Origin of the sequence: Chitinophaga caseinilytica, from assembly GCF_038396765.1 — a bacterium.
GTDB lineage: Bacteria > Bacteroidota > Bacteroidia > Chitinophagales > Chitinophagaceae > Chitinophaga > Chitinophaga caseinilytica.
Genome location: NZ_CP150096.1, coordinates 4580396 through 4604608, shown reverse-complemented (window position 1 = coordinate 4604608; position 24213 = coordinate 4580396). Strand labels below are relative to the sequence as shown.

Below are 24213 nucleotides of genomic sequence, written 5' to 3'. Positions count from 1 at the left end.
AGGTGATTATTGATGTTTGTTAGGGCGTTTCGCATCGGAAAACTGCGAAATCCTTTGCTGCTGCGCCTGCGCCAACGCCGCAAGCTTCTCTTCGCCCAATTCGGCTGTCAGCAGCTCGTCCAGCGATTTGTTCCGCGCGCCCGACAATAGTTCCTGGTGCTTTTGTTCCGTGTTTTTCAGGATGTTGATCACCACTTGTTTGTCGGTAGGGTCGATGTCGTGGTACATGAGCAGCGTGGGTTTGTGCAGCAGCTGGTAAATCCTGAAAAGCACCTGTTCCCCTGTTTTCGTAAGACTGACGAGTTTGGCCCGCTTATCTTCGGGATCGGGCCGTTCCGTGATGAATCCCTGGGTTTTCAATTTATTCAGGATGTCGATGCCGGTGGTTTGTTCCGTGAAGTTGTATTGGATGATCTGCGTCTTTTTGACTTCTTTCAAATGATAAATAGAACTGAGGAAGTAAAACCATTCCAGCTCGAACCCCGGGATTTCCTGCAGGGCCATTTTGGAATAAACGGTTTGCATCCCCGCCAGCCGGCCGATCAGTTTCGCGAAAACGGTGTCGAGATCGGGCGGCGTGAGGCCGCTGAAAAGTTGGTTGTTGCTTTCCTGCGCGAGGAAATGCATGCAGAATTCCGTGGCGGAAGCGTTGGGGCTTTTCCGGGCATATGCCTCCCAGGCGCTGATTAATTTCACAAGTTCACTCATCGATTATGTCGGTTTCGATGTAAAAATATGGGAAAAACAGGGAAAAAGCTTGTCATATTCCAGAATACCTCTAATTTTACATCGAAATAGAAGTAAATAATTTAAATCAATAACGAAAACGACATAATTATATGGATAGCATCTCCCGGGCCGAACTATGGCTTTTCATCACAACATTGGTATACTTTCTTATGAACGGGGCGCAGGTATTCGAAACGCTGGTGTTCGTTCCGAAGTGGGCAGACGCCCCGCCGCAGCATTTCAACCTGCTGCTGGGGTCCGGCGCCAGTTTGAAGTTTTTCTGGATCGTGTTCCATTCCATTCACGAAATCACATTCATCCTCGCCTTAATTTTCTGCTGGAAGATCGATTTTGCGCGGAACTGGCTGCTGGTTTCGTTTGCGGTGCATATCGCAGTGCGCGCCTGGACGCTGGTATTCTTTGCGCCAAGCATCATTCATTTTCAGCAGATCGCGGAAACGAAGGCCGGGGCGGCAGACCTGGCGGACAAAGTATCTCTCTGGCAAACGCTCAACTACGTGCGGGTGGCTATTTTCATCGCGGTTTCCATCGGGCTCATTCCCCTGTGCATCCGCGTCTTTAACCTGCGGCATTGACCGAAAGGTGCACTTACGGTAAGGGACGGCTGTTCCCGGTCGTGGTCAGCCAGCCATTCTCCCGGAGCCAGCTTTGGAACATTTGGAACCACTGGCCGCCGCTGGGGAGATCGGTCAGGGCAAAGCCATGGTCGCCGGTTTGGAGGACGTGCAGTTCCGTTTTGACGTTGTGTTGTATCAAAGCGTTGAAGAACGCAAGCGTGTTCTTGAGCGGGATCACACTGTCGTCTGCCGCATGAACGAGGAATGCGGGTGGCGTTTTGGAGGACACGGATTGATCGGTGCTGTATTGGCGGAGGGTTTCGGTGGAAGGATTTTTACCGATGAGGTTTTCCCGGGTACGGGGAACAGCAGGATCGTAGATGATGACGGGGTACAGCAGCGCCAGGAAATCCGGGCGGAGATCGGTGTTTTCGGGATTGGGAATGGCTGTCCGCTCCTGCTGGGTGGCCACCATGGATGCCAGGTGCCCTCCGGCGGAAAGGCCCATCAATCCTACCTTGTGCGTATCAATCCCCCACTCCGCCGCCCGCCGGCGCACGAGCCGGATGGCAGACAGCGCGTCCTGCAAAGGCCCTGTCGATTTATCCTTCATGATCACATCACTCGGCAACCGGTATTTGACGATGAACGCCGTAATGCCAGAATCCGCCAGCGCCCGCGCTATTTCTTCGCAAGCGGGCATCGACAGCAAAAAGTACCCGCCCCCCGGGAAAATGAGCACCGCCGTACCATTGGCCTTCCCTTCCGGCGGAAAGAAAGGAATTAATACCGGCTTCGTGACCCTGAAAATCCGTCCCAGGCTGTCCTTTTCAGCATAACCTTCCGGTGCCGGCCTCGAATTGGGAATGGCGCCCTCGTACAGCGGGATATCCTGCGCGGCAGCGTGTTGCAGCGAAAAAACAAGGGAAAGGGCGATGAAGAACTTATATAACATGAAGCACGTTTAACACCCAAATCTACCCAAAGCCGGCGAAGGGCGATATGCAGAAATGCTCAATTTTTCAATGTAGCTGCCGGTAAGCCATCGGTGGTACGCCGTACATGGATTTGAACGCCCGGCCAAACGCGCCCGCGTTCTCGAACCCGCATTGCCAGGCGATGTCCTGCGCCGGCTGGCTTCCCTGCCGCAACAGTTGCGCCGCCTGCTCCAACCGCACGCGCACGAGGTACTGGTACGGCGAGCACCGGAACACGGATTTGAACTGCCGCACGAGCTGCGGAACGGAAAGACAAGCCTCCCTGCACAGGCGCTCCAGGTCGAGCGGTTCATGGTACGCAGTATGCAGCACGTCTTTGGCCACGCACAGCCGCCGGAACAGCTCATGCCGCGTAGCTGGCTTCAGCGCCTGCACATCGCGCGCCAGCCTGCGGTCTGCCTGTTGCACGCCGGCAAGGTCGTGCAGGAGGAAAACGAGCTGTTCGTCGACCATTGCGGCCACATACCCCTGCGTTTCCAGCGACTGGACAAGCTGTTGCAGGCGATGTTGCATCAACGGCGTCGTATCGTGCAGGTGTTGGAAGAACGAAGGCAGCGCGCCATCGGGGAAAAACGGCTCGTCGAGCAGGTACGCGTCCGTGTGCATGGCGGCTGTCAGCACCGCCGCCGCGAAATCGCTTTTAAAGAAAACCGACAATGCATGCGCGGCTCCCGGCCCGGAGATGCGGCAGGAATACGGTTGATCGTTATTCAGGATGAGGAATTGCCCCGGGCGGACGGTCACCTTCCGCCCATCGATCCCATACGTTTCGGCGCCACGCAGGAGCGTTTTCACGGAAAGGCAGCCGATGTGCTCATCGCAATGCGCATCGTGGCTTTCGGCGCTGAACACCATGTTTTGTTTCCGGAACCGGGCGAAATGCGCGGCTTCGTCGAACTGAGGGTCTGAATGATCGGGTAATCGGGTGATATACATGGTGCGGCCTTCTGTTCCCAATATTACTGCAATTAACTAAAAAAGCCACGCGGGCCCTGGAGACCGGCGTGGCTTTTTAAATTGCAATGCAGCCTACACAGCGGAAGGACGGAATTTTGCGGCATACGCCTCGTCTTTGCGAAGCGCCTTCACGCCCGTCATCATCCGGGTTTTCGGGTCCCAGACCTTCAGCCGGAAACAGGCACGGATATCTTTCGGCCATAAAGTGGTAGTGGTAGCTCCCTGCAGCTCGGGGATCTTCGCATAAGCCTCCGGCAAACGGTAAAAAGGTATCCGGGCGTTGAGGTGATGGATGTGATGAAGACCGATATTGCCGGTAAACCAGGCCATGACAGGGCTCATCACCATGTGGCTGGACGACAGCAGCGCCGCATCGTCGTAGCACCATTCTTCTTTCGTATTGAAGACCACGCCGGGGAAATTATGTTGCGCATAGAAAAGGTAAGTCCCGATCGCGCAGGCGATGAAAACGGGTGCCAGTACGAGGAGCAGCCATGTCAGCCAGCCAGCCGTGAGAATTACGGCGACCGTCAGCGCCACATGTGCCACCAGCGCGATGAGGGCATCGTAATGGCGGCGGGGGCTGGCGAAGAACGAATTCACGCACATCCCGATGATGAACATGAACAGGTAGCCGAACAGGATGGTGAGCGGATGGCGCGTAAACAGGTACATCCGGCGCTCGCCACGGCTCATGGCCAGGAACCCGTCTATCGTAGCGATGGGGTAAGAACCGATGCTGGCGCTGTACAGTTTTGAATTATGCTGGTGATGGTAATCGTGCGACCGCTTCCAGATGCTGGATGGGGCAAGAATATAAATACCGAAAATGGTCATGATGGCGTTGGCCGCCGGGCTGTTCTTTAAGATGGAATGGTGCTGGTAATCGTGATAAATAACGAACATGCGGACGATCAGCAGGCCAGACAGTACACTGAACGCGATCCGCAGCCCCAGCCACGGCACCACCACGGTAGCGGTGAGCGAGGCAATGAGCAGGCATAGCGTAGACAAAGTGTACCACCAGCTGAGGGCACGTTTTTCCTGGGCAAAAGGCTTGGTGGCCAAAATGAGTTGTTTTCCTTCTAACATCACGATATTTTAAACTGTGGCGGGTTCCTGTTTTCTCTTGTGTTTCCAGCGGCGGTGCGACCAGAGCCAGGTGGCGGGCTGGTCGATGATGTCGGCTTCCAACCGTGCGGTATGAAGCGTGGTGATGTTCCCGGGAGCCTCCTGTGCGGGAGATTCCACCAAAACTTCCGCGGATACGGAATAGTAACCGCGCTTAGTGCGGGTAACGGAAACATATACCACCTGGTAATTCATTTTCGACGCGATCCTTTCCGTGCCCGTGAACACCGGCGTGTCCTGGTGCAGGAAATTCACCCACTGGGCAGTGTCTGGCCGGGGGCTTTGGTCGGCGATCAGCGCCGTGGCGTTGATTTCTCCCCGGAGCTTTACCATTTCGCGGAACGTGTCCTGCATGGCGATGAGCTTGGTGCCGAAGCGCGTGCGCATCCTGTACATCAAGCCATCATAATGTTTGCTGGCCAGCGGATGGTACACTACGTACAATTGCTGCGGGCACAAAATGCTGAACGAATTGCCCGCCCATTCCCAGTTGCCCTTATGCCCCATCACCAGCACCACGCTTTTGCCTTCGGCATGCAGCCGCTTGAACAGCGCTACCGTTTCAGGCGTGAGCGAACAATGCCGCAACATGGCGGCTTTGCTGATAGTCAGGGTTTTAAAGGTCTCCAGGAACAGGTCGCAGAAATAACGATAAAAATCACGACAGATCCGGGCGCGCTCTTCCGGCGACTTGTCCGGAAAGGAATTCGCCAGGTTTTGCAGCACAACTTTCTTACGATATCCCACTACGTAGTACAGCAGACAGAAAAATACGTCTGACAACCCGTAAAGGAGCGGAAACGGAAGGATACTGATGAAGTAAACCACCGGCAGTAAAAGGTAGTAGAGAACAATACTCAAAATGGCACAAGTTGTAGGTTGCGATTAAATTGTGAAATTACCTTCCTTAAACTGAAATAAGTAATACTTTAGTGTGATATACATGATAATATTGTGTTAAAATTGTACAAATCACGGATTTCGACGTGTAATAATTGCAACATTTGTTGCGTTTATAGCTTCGCCACCGCCGGATATTTTCAAAATTGTCTTGTATGATAACGGATATTTTTGATCCGGCCCCTATCCAAAAAAATTATTTTTAGCTATTCGCCGTTCCAGACCATGAAAAAATTAGGATATTCCCTGTTCTCTTTACTGCTCGCAGCGGCTCACGCATTTGCGCAGCAAGATGTAAAACTTTCGCCCCGGCAGCTGCAAGAAGACCTGGCACTTGTGAAACAGCAGATTTACAACGTGCACGCTTATCCGTACACGGAAATCGACCAAAAGGAATACGACCGGCTGTTTTCGGAAATACATTCCGGATTGAAGGACTCCCTCACCGCCACGGCTTTCATGAAGAAGATAAAACCGCTTTTCGCCCGGCTGTGCGACGAGCACGCCCAGGTATCTTTGCCCGACAGCCTGCTGGAAACGCCCTACAGAAGCGGCGGCGCGTTTCTACCCATCACCCTGGCCTTCGACGGGAAAAATTACCGGATCGATAAGATACTCAATGAAGGAAGCCCCCTTCAACCGGGAGACGTCATCACCCAAATCGATCTCGAAGATATCGATAAACTGGTGAAACGGTCGGCCGGCTATTCGTCCGGGTATCCCGAACAGCGGTTGGAAAAGGCCCTCAAACAATTCGGCTACCTCTATACCTGGACCGTCCCCGACGCCCGCTCGCATTTTAAAATAACGACCCGCAACGGGAAAACGGTCCGCCTGGCCGGCGTTTCCGCAAATACCTGGAAAGCCGAGCTCGACCGGCAATCCGGATGGAACGTGCAGTGCCAGGATTATGTGTATTATGAAAATATCGGCGACGCCGGGTACATCAATGCCTGTTCCTTCAACGTCCCGCACCAGGACCTCGACGCCGTCCAGCGCCGGATCGACACGATTTATGAACAGGTGAAAGCCGATGCGCCGAAATACCTTTTCATCGATGTGAGCAAAAACAGCGGTGGCCAGTCGGTCGTTGGCAGCATGCTCATCGATGGGTTCAACGGAAAACCGTACCGCGGGTACAGCGTCGATTTCAGGCGGAGCGAATCGTATATCAGGCTCCTGAAATCCTGGGGCATGGATGCGCCCGACTATTATAAAGCCGCCAACGAAGGCGACCTGATCCATATCGCCGGAGATACCGTCCGGCCCGATGAAAGGCCGGGACGCTTTGCCGGCAAGGTGTTCATCGTGGTGGGCAACGGTACTTTCAGCAGCGCCATGATGTTCGCGACGATCATCAAAGACAACCAACTGGCCACGATCGTAGGGGAAACGCCTACGCTCGGGCATCCCAACAAATTCGGGGAAATGTACAATACAGCATTGCCAAACACCAAAGTGCGGCTGCTTTTCGGTGTGAAAAGGTGGCTGCGGCCCAGTGGAGATACGGAAAACAACCAGCTGATCCCCGATTTGCCCATTCCGTTGACCGACGATAAGGCGCAGCTCATCAAACGCGTTCTCGTCAAACGGCAAACCGGAGCAACGGCGTCCACGCCGCAGCGATGAGCGGTAAAATTGCAACATGGTTATTATAATAAAATAATACCTGTTGGCAAATTGCGTTACTTTTGTTCCAGTGAGAATTATCGCCCTCATATTGAGCATTGTGATCCTGGCATTCAGCACCACTACCTGCAGCGACGAGCTGGTTGGCCAGGTGACTGCGTCCAGCGGTTACCAGCTGGCGGATGCGGGAACGGAGCACCACGAGCATGTGGACTTCTGCTCGCCGCTCTGCGCCTGCGGTTGCTGTGCGGCGTCCGTAATTCTGCCGGTCGGGTATCTCATCCCCGTGCAATCCGGCCATTCTGCTTTTAACTACTCCGAAATGCCCGCCGGCATCATTACCGATGTTTCCCCGGCCGTATGGCAACCTCCCCAGGCTTAATTTACCTAACCAACAAGTTTGTATTTGCCGGCACCGGCAATGTGTGATCGTGTATCCGTCAACTTTCGAAGCGAAAACTTTGTTTTGGCGATAGCTGTCCGTGACGCTGGTGCCCGTTTGCGCAGGGATGTGCTTCGATCTTTGATCGGATGCCGCTGCATACCCCGTTTTATTCATCGATTTATTGACTATGCTCAACAGAATTATCCATTTCAGTATAAAGAACAAGCTGATCATTGGCCTGTTCACGCTGGCGCTGGTGGCCTGGGGCACCTGGAGCGCGATGCACCTGCCGGTAGATGCCGTGCCAGACATCACCAACAACCAGGTGCAGATCATCACCCAAACACCTACCCTCGCCGCCCAGGAAACCGAACAACTGGTGACCTACCCCATCGAACAAAGCCTGGCCAACCTCCCCGATCTGGTGGAGATGCGCTCCATTTCGCGGTTCGGGCTTTCCGTGGTGACGGTCGTTTTCGACGATGAAGTCGATGTTTATTTTGCGCGGCAGCTGATCGGCGAAAGATTGAAAGAGGCGGAAGAAAATATCCCCAAAGGCATCGGTTCCCCGGAACTGGCGCCGGTGAGCACGGGCCTGGGAGAAGTGTATCAGTATATCCTGCACCCCAAAAAAGGGTCGGAAAACAAATATTCGGCCATGGACCTGCGCACGATGCAAGACTGGATCGTGGCGCGCCAGCTCTACGGCATCAAGGGCGTTGCGGATGTGAACAGTTTCGGCGGGATGCTCAAACAGTACGAAGTGTCCGTGAACCCGGCGAAGCTGAAGGGCATGAACGTCACCATCGCCGAGATATTCAATGCACTGGCCAAAAACAACGAAAATACCGGCGGCGCCTATATCGATAAGAAACCCAGCGCCTATTTCATCCGCGGCATCGGGCTGGTGGGCAATATGGAAGACATCCGCAACATCGTCGTGAAAACCGTCAACGGTATTCCCGTGCTGGTGCGCGACGTGGCGGAAGTGAAGCTTGGCAGCGCCATCCGGTACGGCTCCGTTACGTACAACGGCGAGAAGGAAGTGGTCGGCGGCATCGTGATGATGCTGAAAGGCGCCAACAGTGCCGAAGTGGTGAACCGGGTGAAGGAGAAACTCGTCACTATTCAGAAATCATTGCCTGACGATGTGGTGGTGGAAGCTTTCCTCGACCGGACAGACCTGGTAGACCGCGCCATCAGTACGGTGAAAACCAACCTCATCGAAGGGGCGCTGATCGTGATATTCGTGCTGGTGCTGTTCCTGGGGAATTTCAGGGCGGGCCTTATCGTAGCGTCGGCCATTCCGCTGGCGATGTTGTTTGCCCTGGGCATGATGCGGCTTTTCGGGGTGAGCGCCAACCTCATGAGCCTCGGCGCGATCGATTTCGGGTTGATCGTAGACGGAGCGGTGATCATCGTGGAAGCGACCCTCCATCACCTCGGCCTTCGCAAAACCACGCACCGCCTCACCCAGGCGGAAATGGACGAGGAAGTATTCGTGTCTGCCTCCAAAATCAGGAACAGCGCGGCTTTCGGGGAAATTATCATCATGATCGTGTACATTCCGATCCTCACGCTGGTGGGCATCGAAGGCAAGATGTTCAAGCCCATGGCGCAAACCGTGGCCTTCGCCATCCTCGGCGCGCTCATCCTTTCCCTGACTTACATCCCCATGATGAGCGCCCTCATTCTTCCCAAACAATTATCCCACAAGAAGAATTTCTCCGACCGGATGATGGACTTCTTCCACCGGTTGTACAAGCCCGTCCTCGATTGGGCGATCCGCTTCAAAGTGGCCGTGGTAGCAGTAACCGTAGCGGTATTTATCTTGACGGTCATGCTTTTCAACCGGATGGGCGGCGAGTTCATCCCGCAGCTGGAAGAAGGCGATTTCGCTTTCCATTGCATCCTGCCGCAGGGAACATCGCTGTCGCAAAGCATTGAAACCTCCATGCAGGCGAGCCGCATCGTCCGCCAGTTCCCCGAAGTGAAAATGGTAGTGGGTAAAACCGGCAGCGCTGAAGTGCCTACCGATCCCATGCCGCCCGAAGCTACGGACGTGATGATCCTCCTCAAACCCAAATCCGAATGGACGACCGCCAAAACCTACGAAGGCCTCGCGGAAGCGATGCTCGAAAAGCTGGAAGTAATCCCGGGTGTGTTCTTCGAATACAACCAGCCCATCCAGATGCGGTTCAACGAACTGATGACGGGCGTCCGGCAAGATGTAGCGGTAAAAATCTTCGGCGAGAACATCGATACCCTCGCAGCCCTGGCTCCCCGAGTGGCGGCGGTGGTGCAGTCGGTCCGCGGTGCCACAGAGCCCCAGGTCGAAAAAACTACCGGATTGCCGCAGATTACCGTTCTGTATGATCGCGCCAAAATCGCGGCTTACGGGATGAACATCGCCGATATCAACCAGACCGTGCGCACCGCATTTGCCGGTGAATCTGCCGGCGTGGTTTTCGAGAACGAACGGAAGTTTGACCTCGTAGTGCGGCTCGACAGTGCCAGCCGCTCCTCCATCGATGATGTGCGCGATCTTTTCGTGGCCCTGCCCAACAACAACCAGGTGCCGCTTTCGCAGCTGGCAGACATCTCGTTCCGGGAAGGCCCTGCGCAGATCAGCCGCGAAGAAGGCCGCCGGCGGATCGTAGTGGGCTTTAACGTGCGCGACCGCGATGTGCAGAGCGTTGTAAAGGAAATCCAGCAAAAGCTGGCTGCTGCGAACATCCTGCCCGAGGGCTATTACTATACTTACGGCGGCACGTTCGAAAACCTGCAGGAAGCTTCCGGCCGGTTGATGATCGCCGTTCCGATCGCATTGGCATTGATATTTATGTTATTATATTTTACGTTCCGGTCCGTAAAGGAATCGGTGCTGATTTTCACGGCCATCCCCATGAGCGCCATCGGCGGCGTGTTTGCGTTGCTGCTGCGCGGGATGCCGTTCAGTATATCCGCCGGTGTAGGGTTCATTGCATTGTTCGGCGTGGCGGTGCTGAACGGGATCGTGCTGATCAGTACGTTCAACCAACTGGAAAAAGACGGTATTACCGATGTGGTGAAACGGGTGATCGAGGGCACGAAGATCCGGTTGCGGCCGGTGCTCATGACCGCTATGGTAGCCTCGTTCGGGTTTTTGCCCATGGCATTGTCGAGGGGCGCGGGCGCGGAAGTGCAGCGGCCTTTGGCGACGGTGGTGATCGGCGGCCTCGTTACCGCCACTTTCCTTACGCTGGTGGTGTTACCTTTGCTGTACATCCTCTTCTCCGACGGCTGGAAGCGGAAGTTCCCTCCCGCTGTGGCAGCCATTGTGGTGCTTGGGTTATTGATGTACCCGCGGGGCGCGGCTGCACAGGATCCCGGCAAACGGATGGGGATCGGTGAAGTGATGGGAATGGCGCAACAGAACCAGCAATTCGGCATCAACGCCGCACAGCTCAACAAGGCCAACGTGCAAATCAAATCCGCCGGGATGCTGCCCAAAACGGGCGTTTTCGCGGAGAATGAAGACCTCCGGCCCACAGACCATACCGGTATCCTGAAAGTCGGCATCACCCAGGCCATCGCCTGGCCGGGGCTTTACAAGGCCCAGAAGCAACTGTATTCAGAACAGGCGCGGTACTTCCAGGCCAACGGCGCATTGCTTGGCATTTCCGTGAAGCGCGACATCCGGCAGGTATATTATCAGCTCTGGTACCTCAACGACAAGGAAAACCTCTTCCACCAGCTCGACAGTATCTACAAATCCATGTCCGACGCCGCCGTGCTCCGCGTAAAAGCCGGTGAGAACCCGGGGCTGGATAGTATCTCCGCGCAGGCGAAGCTGCGCGAGCTGCAGGCGCAACTGGCGCAGGTGAAAGACGATATCACGATACAGCAGCAATCGCTCCGGCAGCTACTGAATACCGGCGAGGCCATCCTTCCTGTAGCGCAGCCGCTGGAGAAACTGGCATTTACTTTCGCGGTGCCGGGTTCCGACAGCCTGCATCCCACGCTGGCGCTGCAACAGCAGAACGTGAACATCGCATCGGCCGGTGTGGCGGTGGCGAAAAACGAGAACCGGCCCGAGTTTTCAGGGAGGTTCTTCAGTCAACGGTTGTATGGCGTGAACGATCCGTTCAGCGGTTTTTCCGTGACGGCTTCCGTGCCCTTGTTCGGCATGGGCGCGTATCGCAATAAAGTGCGCGCAGCCCGGGCGGAGGCCGACGTTCAGCAGAAACAGCTGGAATACGACCGGCAGGTGTTTACGACACAGCAGGCGCAAATGATGAAAGAGGTCGAGAAAAACGGGCGCATGCTGGCGTTTTACGAAGCCTCCGGGCTGAAGCAGGCAGATCAGATCATCAGCGCCGCTACCCTCGCCTACCGTTCGGGTGAGATCAGCTTCGCAGAACTGTCGCAGTTCATGACCCAGGCCATCACCATCCGCCAAAACTACCTGGACGTGCTCAACAGCTACAACCAGGCCGTTATCCAGTACAACTACTTCAATAATTTGTAAATATTCAAGCTTGCAAACAATGAGCAGCAATATCATTATCTCCATGCTTTGCGCCGGCGCCCTGTGGCTCGCCGCCTGTTCGCCTTCCGGTCAAAAGGAAGCGGAAAAGGAAGCGCAGTCGGGCGAACACGAAGAACACGCACACGAAAATCCCAATACCGTTTCGTTTACGGCAGAACAGGTCAAATCCATCGGGCTGACCACCGGGTCGCTGGAAACCAAACAGCTCACGGCTTCCCTGAAAACGAACGGCATGCTGCGCGTCCCGAACCAGAACAAGGCCATCGTCAATTCCCTGTACAGCGGCGTCATCCGTTCGCTGCTCGTGCAGCCGGGAAATACGGTGAAAAAAGGACAGGTGATCGCCACCATCGGCAACCCTGCCTTCGCCCAATCCCAAAGCGAATACCTGACGGTGCAAACACGGATCAAACTGGCGGAACAGGAATTGAACCGGCAGCGTGAACTGACGGCCGGCAACGCCGGTGCGCTGAAGAACCTCCAGGCGGCGGAAGCGGAGCTCAAAACCCTGCAAACCCAGCAATCGAACCTGGGCCAGCAGCTCCGCATGATGGGCATCGAACCTTCGGCGATCTCCAACGGGAAACTGGTGTCGGAACTGGCGGTGCGCAGCCCCATCAGTGGCGTGGTGAGCAGCGTGGGCGTGCAGATGGGCAGTTATGTAGACCTGACGTCGCCCATCGCCGATATCGTTGACAATAGCCAATTGCACCTCGATCTGTTCGTATATGAAAAAGACCTGTCGAAGCTCCGCAACGGCCAGGTGATCCATTTCACACTGACGAACAACCCCGGGAAGGAATATGACGCGGAAATCTTCTCCCTCGGCTCCACGTTCGAAGGCGAAGCGAAAGCGGTGTCCGTTCACGCGAAAGTGAAAGGCGATAAAACCGGATTGATAGATGGGATGAGCATTACCGCCATCATCAGCCTCGAAAAAGCCAGTGTGCCGGCAGTGCCTACAGACGCGATCGTGAACCATCAGGGCCAGGATTTCGTTTTCATCGTGACGGACGCACATACGGAAGACGAACATCACGACGAAAAAGACCATGGGCATTCGCACGACGAAGGCGAAGCGCACGACCATAAAGAAGAAAAGCCCGCCGCCACCGGCGATGGCCTTACGTTCGAGAAGATACCCGTCGTGAAAGGCACTACAGACATCGGTTATACGGAAATAACCCTGCTGAAGGAAATTCCCGCCAATGCAAAAATCGTCGTGAAAGGCGCGTTTTTCGTACTGGCGAAAATGACGAACCAGGGAGAGGCCCACGCGCACTAGCGCGTGGATTCCCGGATTACTTGACTTTAACCGCATATCCCATGAATGAATCGAAACCGGCTGCCGTAGCGGCTAACGAAGAATCGCACGAAGGGCACTCGCATGGCGGCGTTTTCGGGAAGAACACCGAACTGGTATTCTCCCTGCTGTGCGGGGCGTTGCTGGGGATAGGGTTCCTACTGTCCAGGTTTACAGCGGTGCCGCAGATCGTGCCGCTGATATTGTATATCGGCGCGTATTTCTTCGGCGGTTTCTTTACCGCGAAAGAAGCCGTACAGACCATCGCCAAAGGGAAGTTCGAGATCGATTTCCTCATGCTGGTAGCCGCCGCCGGCGCGGGATTCCTGGGCAGCTGGGCCGAAGGCGCATTATTGCTGTTTCTGTTCAGCCTCGGGCATGCGCTGGAACATTTCGCCATGGAGCGCGCCCGCAAATCCATCGCCGCTTTGTCTGACCTGGCGCCCAAAACGGCGCTGCTAAAGCAAAACGGGGATACGAAGGAAGTGCCGATCAGTGCATTGAACCTGGGAGACGTGATCGTGGTGCGCCCGAATACGAAGATCTCCGCAGACGGGTTCATCGTAAAAGGCAGCAGCAGCGTGAACCAGGCGCCCATCACCGGCGAAAGCATGCCGGTAGATAAGAAAGCCGCGCCCGACCCGGAGATGCCCGTTGAAAAGGCAACTTCGCTGGACGCGGAATACAAAGTATTTGCGGGCACCATCAACGGCAACGAACTGCTGGAAGTGAAGGTGACCAAGCTGGCGGCGGATTCTACGTTATCGCGGCTGATCAGGCTCGTCAATGAAACGCAATCGCAAAAATCCCCCACGCAGCTGTTCACCGATAAATTCGAGAAATTCTTCGTGCCGGCGGTCCTCATCCTCGTCACGGCGCTTTGCTTCGCGTACCTGGTGGTCGACGAGCCCTTCAGCAAAAGCTTCTATCGCGCCATGTCGGTGCTCGTGGCCGCAAGCCCCTGTGCCCTGGCCATTTCCACACCCAGTGCCGTGCTCAGCGGCGTGGCGCGCGCGGCGAAAGCCGGCGTGCTCATTAAGGGCGGCGGGCCGCTGGAAGACCTCGGCGCACTGGAAGTGCTGGCTTTCGATAAAACCGGTACGCTCACGGAAGGCAAACCCAAACTGACGAAGATCGTTCCACTAACGGGCATGTCCGAAACGGAACTGCTGAAGATCGTGGTGGCCGTAGAATCCCTCAGCGATCACCCTATCGCAAAGGCGATCTCGCGGGATGGACGGGAACGGCTGAAGGACGAAGCGATCCCACCCGCGCACGACCTGGAAGCCGTACTGGGAAAAGGGATCAAAGCCGCCCTGGGCAATGATGCGATCTATATGGGCAACATGGCGCTGTTCCAGTCGCTCGATGATGCCCCGCCCGACGCATCCGTCGCGGAGAAAGTGTCCGCTTCCGAAAAGGAAGGCAATACAACGATGCTGGTGCGTCGCAACCGGGAATACATCGGCATGATCGCGGTGATGGACACCCCGCGCCCGGAAGCCCGGCAGGCGCTGCAGGAGCTCAAGGCCGCAGGTATCCGCCGGATGGCCATGCTCACGGGCGATAACGGGGAAGTCGCCAAAGCGGTAGCGGAAGCTGTAGGCGTGATGGACGTATATGCCAACCTGTTGCCCGAGCAGAAAGTGGAAGTGATCCAGCAACTGACGAAAGACGAAAGCAAGATAGCCATGGTCGGCGATGGCGTGAACGATGCGCCCGCCATGGCGAAAAGCACCGTCGGCATCGCCATGGGCGCCGCGGGCAGCGATGTGGCGCTGGAAACGGCAGACATCGCGCTTATGGGCGATAAGCTCTCGCTCCTGCCCTTCGCGATCGGCCTGAGCCGCCAGGCCCGCAAGATCATCCGGCAGAATTTGGTGATCAGCCTGGGCGTGGTGGCGGTGCTGATCCCGCTCACGATCCTGGACATCGCATCTATCGGCCCGGCAGTGATCGCGCACGAAGGGTCTACGCTGGTAGTGGTGTTCAACGCACTGCGGCTGCTGGCTTACAAGTGGGGCCAACACGGGCCGGCAAGTCCGTCGAAATAGCGGCTGCTGATTTCCCTTCATCCAGGAACTCCGCGATGGTGGTTCCATCTTTATTTTGCCTCCCGGTCCAGATGGAACGCTTGATCCAATAATGTACCAGCTCCCGGCCGGCGGGGCTCCCCAGCATGGAAATGGGCGACAGGAAGCCGAGGTACACCCGTTCCGTCCGCATCCAGCGGTTGAACAGGGAAATGTTGCCCGTAGCCCTGTACCCCTTTCCATAAATGGTGAGCACTTCCAGGAAGGTGTTGCGCATATCATCTTTGAGGAAGAAGCGGCGCATCGTTTCCGGAATGGAGGTAACGTCCAGCTTCAGGACGTAGCAAAGCTCCAGCCAGCTGACCTCCGCCATTTTGATGAACTCCTGGAACTGGCCGGCCGTGAGCCGATTTGCTGCCAGTGCCTGGCGGGTCTTTAAAGGATGTTGGCTCAGCTCCTGCACGAATGCAGGGCACACGTAGAAATAAGGCAGCCGTATGAATGGTGCTTCCATATATGGTTGGTTGTAGATGATAAATAAGGGGAAGAAGAACGGCCATGCATCAACACGGCGGGGGCGTAACAAACACGCTGCAATTACGAATTCAGTTGAGGGCGGAACCGGGCATGCATGGCTTCGATCAACTCGCCGCATTGCTCTGTGAAAAATACCATGTTGGCCCGGACTTCCTGCGTCCACATGTCGGCATGTTGGCTACCCATGGCGGCGATCAATAATTCCCAAAGAACTTTGCGTGCCTGTTGCGGCGAAGGATAACTTTCCAGGAAATCCTGAATGGCGGATTCACTGGCGGGTACTTCCCGGGAGGCTTGTGGCTTCATACTTGTAACGTTTTGGCGTGAACGATATGGTTTTGTATGAAGTTGGGCGCTCCAATTAAATGGTGCGGAACCCAACTCGCCTAACCGAGGCCCTAGGAAGCCCACATGGGAACGAGAAGGGCCCGCACCGTAAAGGTACAAGCCTTTTTCTCATTTCCTCCATGTTGAAATTTCCTAGGTTTCGATTAGAGAAAATTAAAAAATCAGCTATGAATAAATTCGCTATGATTTGATAAAGCGAAACTATTGAAAAGGAAAATACAAATCATTTTTAGAGCGAATTATTTTACCGAGAATATCTCCGAAATTCGGAGAATCGCAAACTAGTTAGTGTTCCTAATTATAAAATAATTGTTCGTATATTCGCCGCGTTAAATAACCCAACCAGAACGGCATACACCCCGAAAGCACATTCAACCGGATACCCCATATTCATTCACCAAAACCTGCATAACCCATGCATTTCATTATTCCTCCCGCATTCGCACCTGCTATCAGTAACGATCAACCCAGCTTTCAATTGCCTCCATTCCTCCGCAACGCCCAACTCACCCGAATCAGCGGCGCCTTCGGAGAAATTTGTACCCAGTCCGTTAGCGGAAAAGACTTCGCAGCGTTTCGCCACACCTTCCGCCACAACATGCCCCTGCGCATCAACGCCACTACCGACAAGCCCATCATCACCCTCACCTACATGCTAAAAGGCAATGTCCCCAGCCAGCTCAAGGGGTTCGGCCACACCTGGCTACATGAAGATTGCCATTATCTCTATTATGTGCCCGAAGGCAGCCATCCCGTTGAGCTGCCTTCCGGCGAAGCCGACGTCTTGCAATTCAACCTTCACCCCGGCATGCTCGAAGAGCTGAGCTCCCGCCACCAGCCCATCCGCGAAGTGTACCACAACGCCCGGCACAGCAGCGATGCAGGCCTTCAGCAATACTCCGCCCGGATCACGCCAACCATCCGCCGCACCCTCGACGATATCTGCCACTGCACGCTCCCGGCCGACCAGCAGCCTACCTTCCTCCGCGCCCGCCTCAACGACCTCCTGCTGGAATACGTTGCCGTCTGGAGCGGCCACCATATGGATTTCCGCTCGCGCTACCACTTCACCGAAGCGGATCTCGAAGCCCTGCATGAGGCCCTTCGCCTCATTGCCGGAGATATCGCCCGCCACTACACCCGGGATGAGATCGCCCGCGCCGTTTGTATTCATCCAAGGAAACTCTCGGAAGGCTTCCGCCATGCTTTCGGCATCACGTTGAAAGATTATCTCGCGCAACTCCGCATCAACAAGGCCCGGCAGCTGCTACTGGAAACCAACGCCAGCGTCCGCGTAATCGCGGGGGAAGTAGGCTATGAGAACGTGTCTGCGTTCATCCGCGCCTTCCACGCCCAAACCGGCCGCTCCCCCGCTTCGTACCGGAATGGATGAAGCCCTCCCGGTCCGGAAGGGCTTCATGCCTGAAATCGCCGCTTACAAAGTAATCTCCTGCAGGGTCACATTGCCCGCCAGGTCGGCCGCCTCCGCGCGGATACTGGAACCGTTCAGCTGGGGGTTTGCCTTCTTCGCGGAGAAGTACCAATCCAGCCCGTTCCCGTTCGCAGCGGCCGCGCCTTCCTCCAATACCGTTCCGTCGGGCGACAACACATACACCTGCACGCTTTTCACGAGGAAGTCGTCGGTTGCGCGGATGCGGATTTTATCGCCCGCCTTGCCCGCATACGCCTTCGTATCGATCTCGCGGATCTCGGGCGCATTGAAGCAATCGGCCAGCGCCACGTTGTAGGCGGATTGCCCGTTCTTCGCCGCTGCCCGGTAAGCGGCATATATTTCCGGGTCTTTTTTAGCCGAACGCGCATATTGAACGCCCATCTGAAAACGTTCCCTCACAGCCGATTGCAAAGGCGTCGGCGGAATGTCCGATTTTTTGGGAGGCTTGCACATGATGGATTGTCCCATTCTTTGCCGGAAAACGATTTGTCCGCCGAAGGTGCCGGATACGCCATGGAGGAGTACATTGTCTGTGGTTTTTGCCATAGAATATGGATTTAGGGTTAAAAATAGCCGCCGGAGTACGGCAGCTTTACGGATTCATTTGTACCTCCAAAGTTCGCAAGCTTGTTTGTGAAATGACTTGCAGGAAAGGACAAAAAGTGTGCAGGAAAGGAGATTTTTCCTGTTTTGACTATAGGAGGAACGAACGAGAAACGAACATGAGACGAAGGAAAGACCGCCAACCTTCTTTTTTCAGGATATTTATCTTGATGGGACATAATTTGCCGGGAGTGCGTGTGCAAATGGGGCCGCGTTGCATCTTAATCCCAAAATTTCCTATGTATTTCTCCTGTTTACGGCCCATGTTTGTGACGGTGATGATATTATTGTTGACGCAACCCGCCCTTGCCCAAACGCCCCGTTTTGCGTCGGACAACCCGATGCGCTCGGGGTTGGATTCCGCGGTAGACCAGCGCGTACAGCGATATTTGAAGGATGAGCGGGTGGTAGGGCTTTCCCTGGGCATCCTCATCAACGACAAACCCTATTTCTACAATTACGGCGAAACCAAAGTGGGTAACCACCAGCTCCCTACAGACAATACGATCTACGAAATCGGTTCCATCACCAAGACCTTCACCGGCATTTTACTGGCGCAAGCCGTGCTGGACAAAAAATTGGCACTGGACGACGATATCCGCAAATACCTCCCCGGCCAATGGCCTAACCTGACCTTCGAGGGCGTCCCCATCCGGGTGAGGGATCTCAGCAATCATACCGCCCGCGTAACGCGGATTTTCCGCAACCTGTGGGACCGGCCCGCTTACGATTCCCTCAATCCCCTGCACGACTATACCCGCGCCATGCTGTACGAAGGCCTTCACGCCATGAAGATGGATACCTTCCCCGGGAAAATATCCTCCTATTCCAACATGGGCGCAGCTTTACTGGGAACGATGCTGGAAGACGCCTACGGCCAGTCCTGGTTTGCGCTGGTATCGAAAAACATCCTGCAGCCGCTGGGCATGAAAAGCACCCGCATCGATGTGTCGGGCGTTCCCGCCAGCGCCATCGCATGGCCGCACAACGATCGCCGGGAAACGGTGCCCCTGTGGGATATGGCGTACCTTCCGGCCATGGGGTCGCTCCGTTCCACCACCCGCGATCTGATGGCGTACCTGCGGGCCAACAATTCGGCAGCTTCTCCCGCCATCGCCCTGTCCCATCAACCCACCTATACCTCAGAAAAGGAAAGCCTGGGTTTGAACTGGTTCCTGCCCACTTCGCCGGATGGCCACCCCATGCTGGAACATACCGGGGGAACAGGCGGCTCCCGCAGTTCGCTGGACTGCTTCCCTACCCTGAAATCCGGCTTTATCATACTCACGAACAGTCTTGCCAACCGCAAAGACCTTGAGAAGGAACTTGTAGCCCTGGTGACAGAAAAGGCCCGTCCGTAACATATCCAACACTAACTGCACAATAAAAAAAGGTGGCGCTGTGGCCACCTTTTTTATAGATCGGATCGCAGCATCGGCCTTTCCCGGTGCTTACGTCATTTATTTTGATGATCGGCATTTTCGTGTAACCGTTGCCCGTGCGGTATTTTCTGGGAATCAATAACTTCTGGTTATGGGGGATTGCAATTAGTCATTTCCTTTCTATGCAATTGCAATACATATTTGCAATACGGAAATCAGGATAAAAGGAAACTGACCATTCGACACGGCGCCGTTTGTTGACCATTCTTTCAGTAACCCACCTGCAATTGTATGCAACAAAAACGCAACCATGATGATGAAGCATTCCTGGCTGCCGGGCTCGATCATGCTGATCGCCACGATCGTTGCCGGCAGTGAATACGCAAAAAGCCACAGTAAACAATTAGCGATCGACCGTGAAATCGCCGCCTACAAAGCCTCCCTGCCTGCAGACACCGTTTGGCGGGGATGGAATAAATACCAGATCCCCCGGGGCACGGAGCCCGGAGAACTGATCTGGTACGGCGCGCAGCTCATCGAAAACACATCGAAGTACCTGGGTCCCAACGGCACGGTACGCCGTATCACCAACGGCATGAATTGCCAGCATTGCCACCTCGCAGGCGGCACCATTCCCTTCGGCAACAACTTCGGGAAAGTGGCCGCCACTTACCCCCAGTTCCGGGCGCGCAACAACGGCGTACAGTCTATCTACGACCGTATCAACGATTGCATGGAGCGCAGTCTCAACGGTTCCGCGATGGATAGCTCCACCCGCGAAATGCAGGCCATCAACGCCTACATCCGCTGGCTGGGCGAAGACCTCCCGAAAGGCACCGTGCGCGGCGGCACCCGCCTGGCGAAACTCCCCTATCTGAAACGCCCCGCCTCCCCCACAGCCGGACAACTCGTTTACAGCGCCAACTGTCAACGCTGCCATGGTGCCAATGGAGAAGGCCAATTCAACGCCGACGCATCCGGCTACACCTATCCGCCCGTTTGGGGGCCGCATAGCTTCAACGACGGCGCCGGTCTTCACAGGCTGAGCAATATGGCGGGTTTCGTGCGGAACAACATGCCCCACGGCGTGGATTACCACCAGCCATTATTGACCGTCGAAGAAGCGTGGGACGTGGCCGCGTTCATCAACAGCCAGCCCCGTCCGCACAAAGATCAGCGGGCAGATTGGCACGACATTGAAAAAAAGCCCGTAGATTACCCGTTTGGCCCGTATATAGATTCCTTTACGGAGGAGCAGCATAAGTACGGTCCGTTCGGCCCGATCGAGATTGCGCGGGAAGTTTGGAAAGCAAATCATCACACATCAAAATGAGAATTATGAAACAATTGGCAATGCTTTTCCTGGGTTTCGGCCTGTGTATGGGAACAGCGATGGCGCAGCAGGAAAATTCACCCGTTTTGCAGAAGAACGCGGCGTACACGGGCGCCAAAGCGAACGGCAAGAAGTACCGTGTCATTTATCAGCTCGACAGTAACGACCCGAAGATCATCGAGAAAACGATCCGCAACATCAACAACGCCCTCACCGACCCTCGCCTCGCCGGCAAGCTGGAAGTGGAGCTGGTGGCCTTCAGCGGCGGTACGGACGCCTACCTGCTGTCGGGCAAATACCAGGAGCCCATCAAGGCATTGGCGGAGAAAGGCGTCATCGTTGCCCAGTGCAGCAATACCCTCCGCGAACGTAAAATAGACCGTAACCTGTTATTCGATTTCATCGCCCTCGTTCCCAGCGGCAACGGCGAACTGATCATCCGCCAGGCGGAAGGCTGGTCTGTCATCAAACCATAAAAGAAAAAATCATGCGAAAATACATACGGAAAATAACGGCGGCCGCACTGCTGACGGCCGCCGCAGGCCACGCCTTTGCCCAGGAATACCGGTTCGATCCGCCCTGGAACACACCCCGGAAAGTAAAGTCATGTTCACCGTGCCGGGCGTCGATAATGTGCCCGATCTGTTCGGAGATATCAACGATCCCCAGCTCGTCATCTTCTTCGCGGGGAACCAGTTTATGGTGATAGACGATCTGCTGGCGGCTTTCAAGAAAGCGCATCCGCAATACCAGCGGATTTTCGCGGAAACCCTCCCGCCCGGGATCCTCGCCAGACAGATCGAAGGCGGATCGATCACGATCGGGAATATGCGCATCACCCTGCAACCCGACGTTTACACTGCCGGCAAAACCCGCATCGATCAGATGGCGGATAAATTCTCGGATACCGTTACCTACGCTTACAACAAACTCGCCATCATGGTGGCCAAAGGCAACCCCAAGGGCATCCATGGATGGAAAGACCTCGCCCGGAAAGACGTCCGCGTGAGCATGCCCAACCCTGCCTGGGAAGGGATCGGCCGGCGGATCGAGGAAGCGTACGTGAAAGCGGGCGGTACCACGTTGAAGGACAAGATCATGAAAGATAAAGTGACAGACAGTTCCACTTACCTGACGCAGATCCACCACCGCCAGACGCCCATGCGCATGCTGTATGGCACCAGCGATGCGGGCCCGGTCTGGTACTCCGAAGCGCACTATCAGCGCATGATCGGCCACCCGGTAGACATGGTGACGGTGCCCGACCAGGAAAATATCAGGGCCACTTATATGGCCGGCCAGTTGAAAAACGCGCCCCATCAACAGGCGGCAGGGGATTTCATGCGGTTCCTGACCAGCGAAACCGCCCGGGGGATTTACCGGAAGTATGGTTTTACGACCGGAGGATGATGATCCTGAAACAACAAAGGGAGCCGCGTTGGCTCCCTTTGTTGTTATTTCAACTGGTTGCGGATTACTTTGTCAGGGAAGCGGATGCTTCGTCGAGCAAGGCTTTCGCTGCGTTCAGGTCTTCGTTCCAGCGGGTGTTTTTAATGTCGCTCAGTTTGGCGATCGCGGTCTGAAGGGCTTTCAGGCGTGCGGTGTCGTTCTTTTCTTCGAGCTTTTTCTTCACGATCTGGATTTTCTCATAATCCTGGATGCCTTCGATCATGCGCTCATAGCGGATGGAGCTGCGGGCCTGGGGATATACGATGTACGTGTCGCCTGCGGGCCAGGTGCGGAACCGGGATTCCACCAGCGGATTTTCTACCCAGGAATTGAATGCCCAGCGCAATACGCCGTCGTACCCTGCTGCTTCGGCATACCAGCCCATGTAAGCGGATTCCGCGGGCGCGGAAAAGGTGAACTGGTTGGGGAAGCGGTTGCCGCAGTAAACGTAGAATGTCGTGTTCAGGCCTTTGGCGCGGCGCTCCGCGAGGTCTTTCGGATCGATGGGGTGCTGCACGGCTGTGCTCACGTTATCGCTGTTGGTGTAGCGTTTGTAGGTTTGCTGGTTGTCGGCATACGCAACGCCCAGTTCCGGCGCCACTTTGGCGATGAGGTCGAACGCGGCGCCCATTTCGTCTTTGTTCCGTTCGTCCAGTGCGATGTTCGTGATGTCCAGCCATCCTTTTTCTTTCAGGTGTTTGGCGAAATCTTTCAGGAACGGTTCCCACATCACCCGGAAAGTTTCGGTGCCGGGCTTGGCTACTACGTCGATGAACTTGCCGGTTTTGGCGTCTTTATAATGGATTTCGTTGTTCCAGGGAACGATGGAGTAGCAGTCGATCATCTGGCGGACGCCGAGGTCCATCATGAAGGAGATCCACCGGTCGAATACGCGGTAGTCGTACGACCAGGCGCCGTTCGCTTCTTTCGTCCAGATGATCATGTCGGCATATGGATCGAGGGTTTGTACGTGCCAGGGGTCTTTGTTCAGCGTGGCGGTGATCACTTTCTGTCCGGCGTCGGCGAGCATTTTCATCTGCGGTTTCATGGCTTCGAAGTGCGCGTCGCTCCACATGGGCAGATTATTGATGCGGGCCACGGCGGAGGGGTGCTGCCATTGGTCGAGATGGAACTTCCAGTCGGAAGACGGCGGCAGCACGAGGTCGATCACATCGAGGGCGATGCTCAGTTCCTGTTTTTTGCCTTTGTCGGAAGTGATGGACACTTTCGCGGAATAGGTGCCTTTGACTGCGTTCGCCGGTACGTCTATCGTGATCCAAACCGGGCGGGTTTTGTTTTTCTCGAGGCTGAAGGCCGACAGATCGTCCAGCATATCGGGTGAAAGCGATGCGGGGAAGTCGCCATTCTTGCGGTAGCCGCAACCGGGACCGTATTCGTCGGTCATCACGTACCTTTCGAACCGTGCGTAGCCGATGGGGCCGAGTTGCTGGCCGTTTTTGGCGATGAAATCACCTACCTGTACTTTGACGTTGGAGATGGAATCGCCCGTCCACAGTACGATCTGTGCAGAAATGCGCTCGCCTTTCCAGCCTTTGAGCTTGATGGCGCTGGAGGTTTTGACCGCGGGTACCTCAGATTTGGGGTATCGCTTATCGAGCGAAGCGAAAGAGCTGTGCAGACCGGATTTTACGGAATGCCAGGCTGCTTCGTTGCCCTTGACGGGGTCTGGTGCTTCGATGAATGTTTGTCCCTTATCCCATTGCTGCTGGCTGTAACCTGCTGTGGCCACCGCTGTGAGGGCGCCGAAGCAAATAAAACGGTACATCTGTCGTCTTGCGTTCATTAGATTAAATTGGTAAATAATTGGATGAAGTTTCGTTTAAAGCTAATAAAACTTGTTTTTTATTACAATTGATTTCGATTGGCGGTAAGATTTTACCGATGAGCGTTGTTGGTTGGGATAAATGCCATGC

20 protein-coding genes are annotated in these 24213 nt (G+C 55.3%); 11 read left to right on the top strand and 9 right to left on the bottom strand.

Annotated features, from left to right (window positions below):
• Window positions 1–6: 6 nt before the first annotated feature.
• Window positions 7–696: a MarR family winged helix-turn-helix transcriptional regulator gene (locus tag WJU22_RS18895; RefSeq protein WP_341839727.1), complete on the bottom strand. Its 690-nt coding sequence runs from the start codon at window positions 694–696 to the stop codon at window positions 7–9.
• Between the two features lie 143 nt (window positions 697–839).
• Here WJU22_RS18895 and WJU22_RS18890 point away from each other — a divergent pair, with 143 nt between their 5' ends.
• Window positions 840–1325 (top strand): transposase, encoded by a 486-nt coding sequence (locus WJU22_RS18890; RefSeq protein ID WP_341839726.1) that lies wholly within the window; start codon window positions 840–842, stop codon window positions 1323–1325.
• A 13-nt stretch (window positions 1326–1338) separates the two neighbouring features.
• Here WJU22_RS18890 and WJU22_RS18885 read toward each other — a convergent pair whose 3' ends face one another.
• The 4 genes from WJU22_RS18885 to WJU22_RS18870 form a co-directional block, all read right to left on the bottom strand.
• Window positions 1339–2262: an alpha/beta hydrolase gene (locus WJU22_RS18885; protein ID WP_341839725.1), complete on the bottom strand. Its 924-nt coding sequence runs from the start codon at window positions 2260–2262 to the stop codon at window positions 1339–1341.
• 67 nt (window positions 2263–2329) lie between these two features.
• Window positions 2330–3241 carry an AraC family transcriptional regulator gene (locus tag WJU22_RS18880; RefSeq protein WP_341839724.1) on the bottom strand — a complete coding sequence of 304 codons (912 nt, stop codon included), beginning with the start codon at window positions 3239–3241 and terminating at the stop codon, window positions 2330–2332.
• A 93-nt stretch (window positions 3242–3334) separates the two neighbouring features.
• Window positions 3335–4354, bottom strand: coding sequence for a fatty acid desaturase family protein (locus WJU22_RS18875; RefSeq protein ID WP_341839723.1), 1020 nt, complete (start codon window positions 4352–4354; stop codon window positions 3335–3337).
• A 9-nt stretch (window positions 4355–4363) separates the two neighbouring features.
• Window positions 4364–5254, bottom strand: coding sequence for a lysophospholipid acyltransferase family protein (locus WJU22_RS18870; protein WP_341839722.1), 891 nt, complete (start codon window positions 5252–5254; stop codon window positions 4364–4366).
• Between the two features lie 264 nt (window positions 5255–5518).
• On the opposite strand from WJU22_RS18870, the gene WJU22_RS18865 reads away from it, so the two are divergent.
• The 5 genes from WJU22_RS18865 (at window position 5519) to WJU22_RS18845 (ending at window position 15195) form a co-directional block, all read left to right on the top strand.
• Complete coding sequence (locus tag WJU22_RS18865; RefSeq protein ID WP_341839721.1) at window positions 5519–6922, top strand: S41 family peptidase; 1404 nt, start codon at window positions 5519–5521, stop codon at window positions 6920–6922.
• A gap of 70 nt (window positions 6923–6992) precedes the next feature.
• Window positions 6993–7304, top strand: coding sequence for a DUF6660 family protein (locus tag WJU22_RS18860; RefSeq protein WP_341839720.1), 312 nt, complete (start codon window positions 6993–6995; stop codon window positions 7302–7304).
• A 190-nt stretch (window positions 7305–7494) separates the two neighbouring features.
• Entirely contained in the window at window positions 7495–11817 is a 4323-nt protein-coding gene (locus WJU22_RS18855; RefSeq protein WP_341839719.1) for a CusA/CzcA family heavy metal efflux RND transporter, read from the top strand.
• A gap of 19 nt (window positions 11818–11836) precedes the next feature.
• Window positions 11837–13123, top strand: a complete 1287-nt coding sequence (locus WJU22_RS18850; protein ID WP_341839718.1) for an efflux RND transporter periplasmic adaptor subunit — start codon at window positions 11837–11839, stop codon at window positions 13121–13123.
• Between the two features lie 41 nt (window positions 13124–13164).
• Window positions 13165–15195 carry a heavy metal translocating P-type ATPase gene (locus WJU22_RS18845; RefSeq protein WP_341839717.1) on the top strand — a complete coding sequence of 677 codons (2031 nt, stop codon included), beginning with the start codon at window positions 13165–13167 and terminating at the stop codon, window positions 15193–15195.
• Here WJU22_RS18845 and WJU22_RS18840 read toward each other — a convergent pair.
• Together WJU22_RS18840 and WJU22_RS18835 are read right to left on the bottom strand one after the other, a co-directional pair.
• Window positions 15131–15688 carry a hypothetical protein gene (locus WJU22_RS18840; RefSeq protein WP_341839716.1) on the bottom strand — a complete coding sequence of 186 codons (558 nt, stop codon included), beginning with the start codon at window positions 15686–15688 and terminating at the stop codon, window positions 15131–15133. The genes WJU22_RS18845 and WJU22_RS18840 overlap by 65 nt on opposite strands.
• An 83-nt stretch (window positions 15689–15771) precedes the next feature.
• Complete coding sequence (locus WJU22_RS18835; protein WP_341839715.1) at window positions 15772–16017, bottom strand: hypothetical protein; 246 nt, start codon at window positions 16015–16017, stop codon at window positions 15772–15774.
• Between the two features lie 457 nt (window positions 16018–16474).
• On the opposite strand from WJU22_RS18835, the gene WJU22_RS18830 reads away from it, so the two are divergent.
• Window positions 16475–17452, top strand: coding sequence for an AraC family transcriptional regulator (locus WJU22_RS18830; protein ID WP_341839714.1), 978 nt, complete (start codon window positions 16475–16477; stop codon window positions 17450–17452).
• A gap of 42 nt (window positions 17453–17494) precedes the next feature.
• Here WJU22_RS18830 and WJU22_RS18825 read toward each other — a convergent pair whose 3' ends face one another.
• Window positions 17495–18058 (bottom strand): hypothetical protein, encoded by a 564-nt coding sequence (locus tag WJU22_RS18825; RefSeq protein ID WP_341839713.1) that lies wholly within the window; start codon window positions 18056–18058, stop codon window positions 17495–17497.
• Window positions 18059–18354: 296 nt separating this feature from the next.
• Between WJU22_RS18825 and WJU22_RS18820 the strand changes: the two genes are divergently transcribed.
• The 4 genes from WJU22_RS18820 to WJU22_RS18805 all read left to right on the top strand — a co-directional run bounded on the left by WJU22_RS18820 (window position 18355) and on the right by WJU22_RS18805 (window position 22240).
• Window positions 18355–19476, top strand: coding sequence for a serine hydrolase domain-containing protein (locus WJU22_RS18820; protein WP_341839712.1), 1122 nt, complete (start codon window positions 18355–18357; stop codon window positions 19474–19476).
• Window positions 19477–19807: 331 nt separating this feature from the next.
• Window positions 19808–20830 (top strand): c-type cytochrome, encoded by a 1023-nt coding sequence (locus tag WJU22_RS18815; RefSeq protein WP_341839711.1) that lies wholly within the window; start codon window positions 19808–19810, stop codon window positions 20828–20830.
• A 5-nt stretch (window positions 20831–20835) separates the two neighbouring features.
• Entirely contained in the window at window positions 20836–21306 is a 471-nt protein-coding gene (locus WJU22_RS18810; RefSeq protein WP_341839710.1) for a DsrE family protein, read from the top strand.
• Between the two features lie 130 nt (window positions 21307–21436).
• Entirely contained in the window at window positions 21437–22240 is an 804-nt protein-coding gene (locus tag WJU22_RS18805) for a substrate-binding domain-containing protein (RefSeq protein WP_341839709.1), read from the top strand.
• 64 nt (window positions 22241–22304) lie between these two features.
• Here WJU22_RS18805 and WJU22_RS18800 read toward each other — a convergent pair whose 3' ends face one another.
• Window positions 22305–24083 (bottom strand): DUF4091 domain-containing protein, encoded by a 1779-nt coding sequence (locus WJU22_RS18800; RefSeq protein WP_341839708.1) that lies wholly within the window; start codon window positions 24081–24083, stop codon window positions 22305–22307.
• Between the last annotated feature and the right edge of the window lie 130 nt (window positions 24084–24213).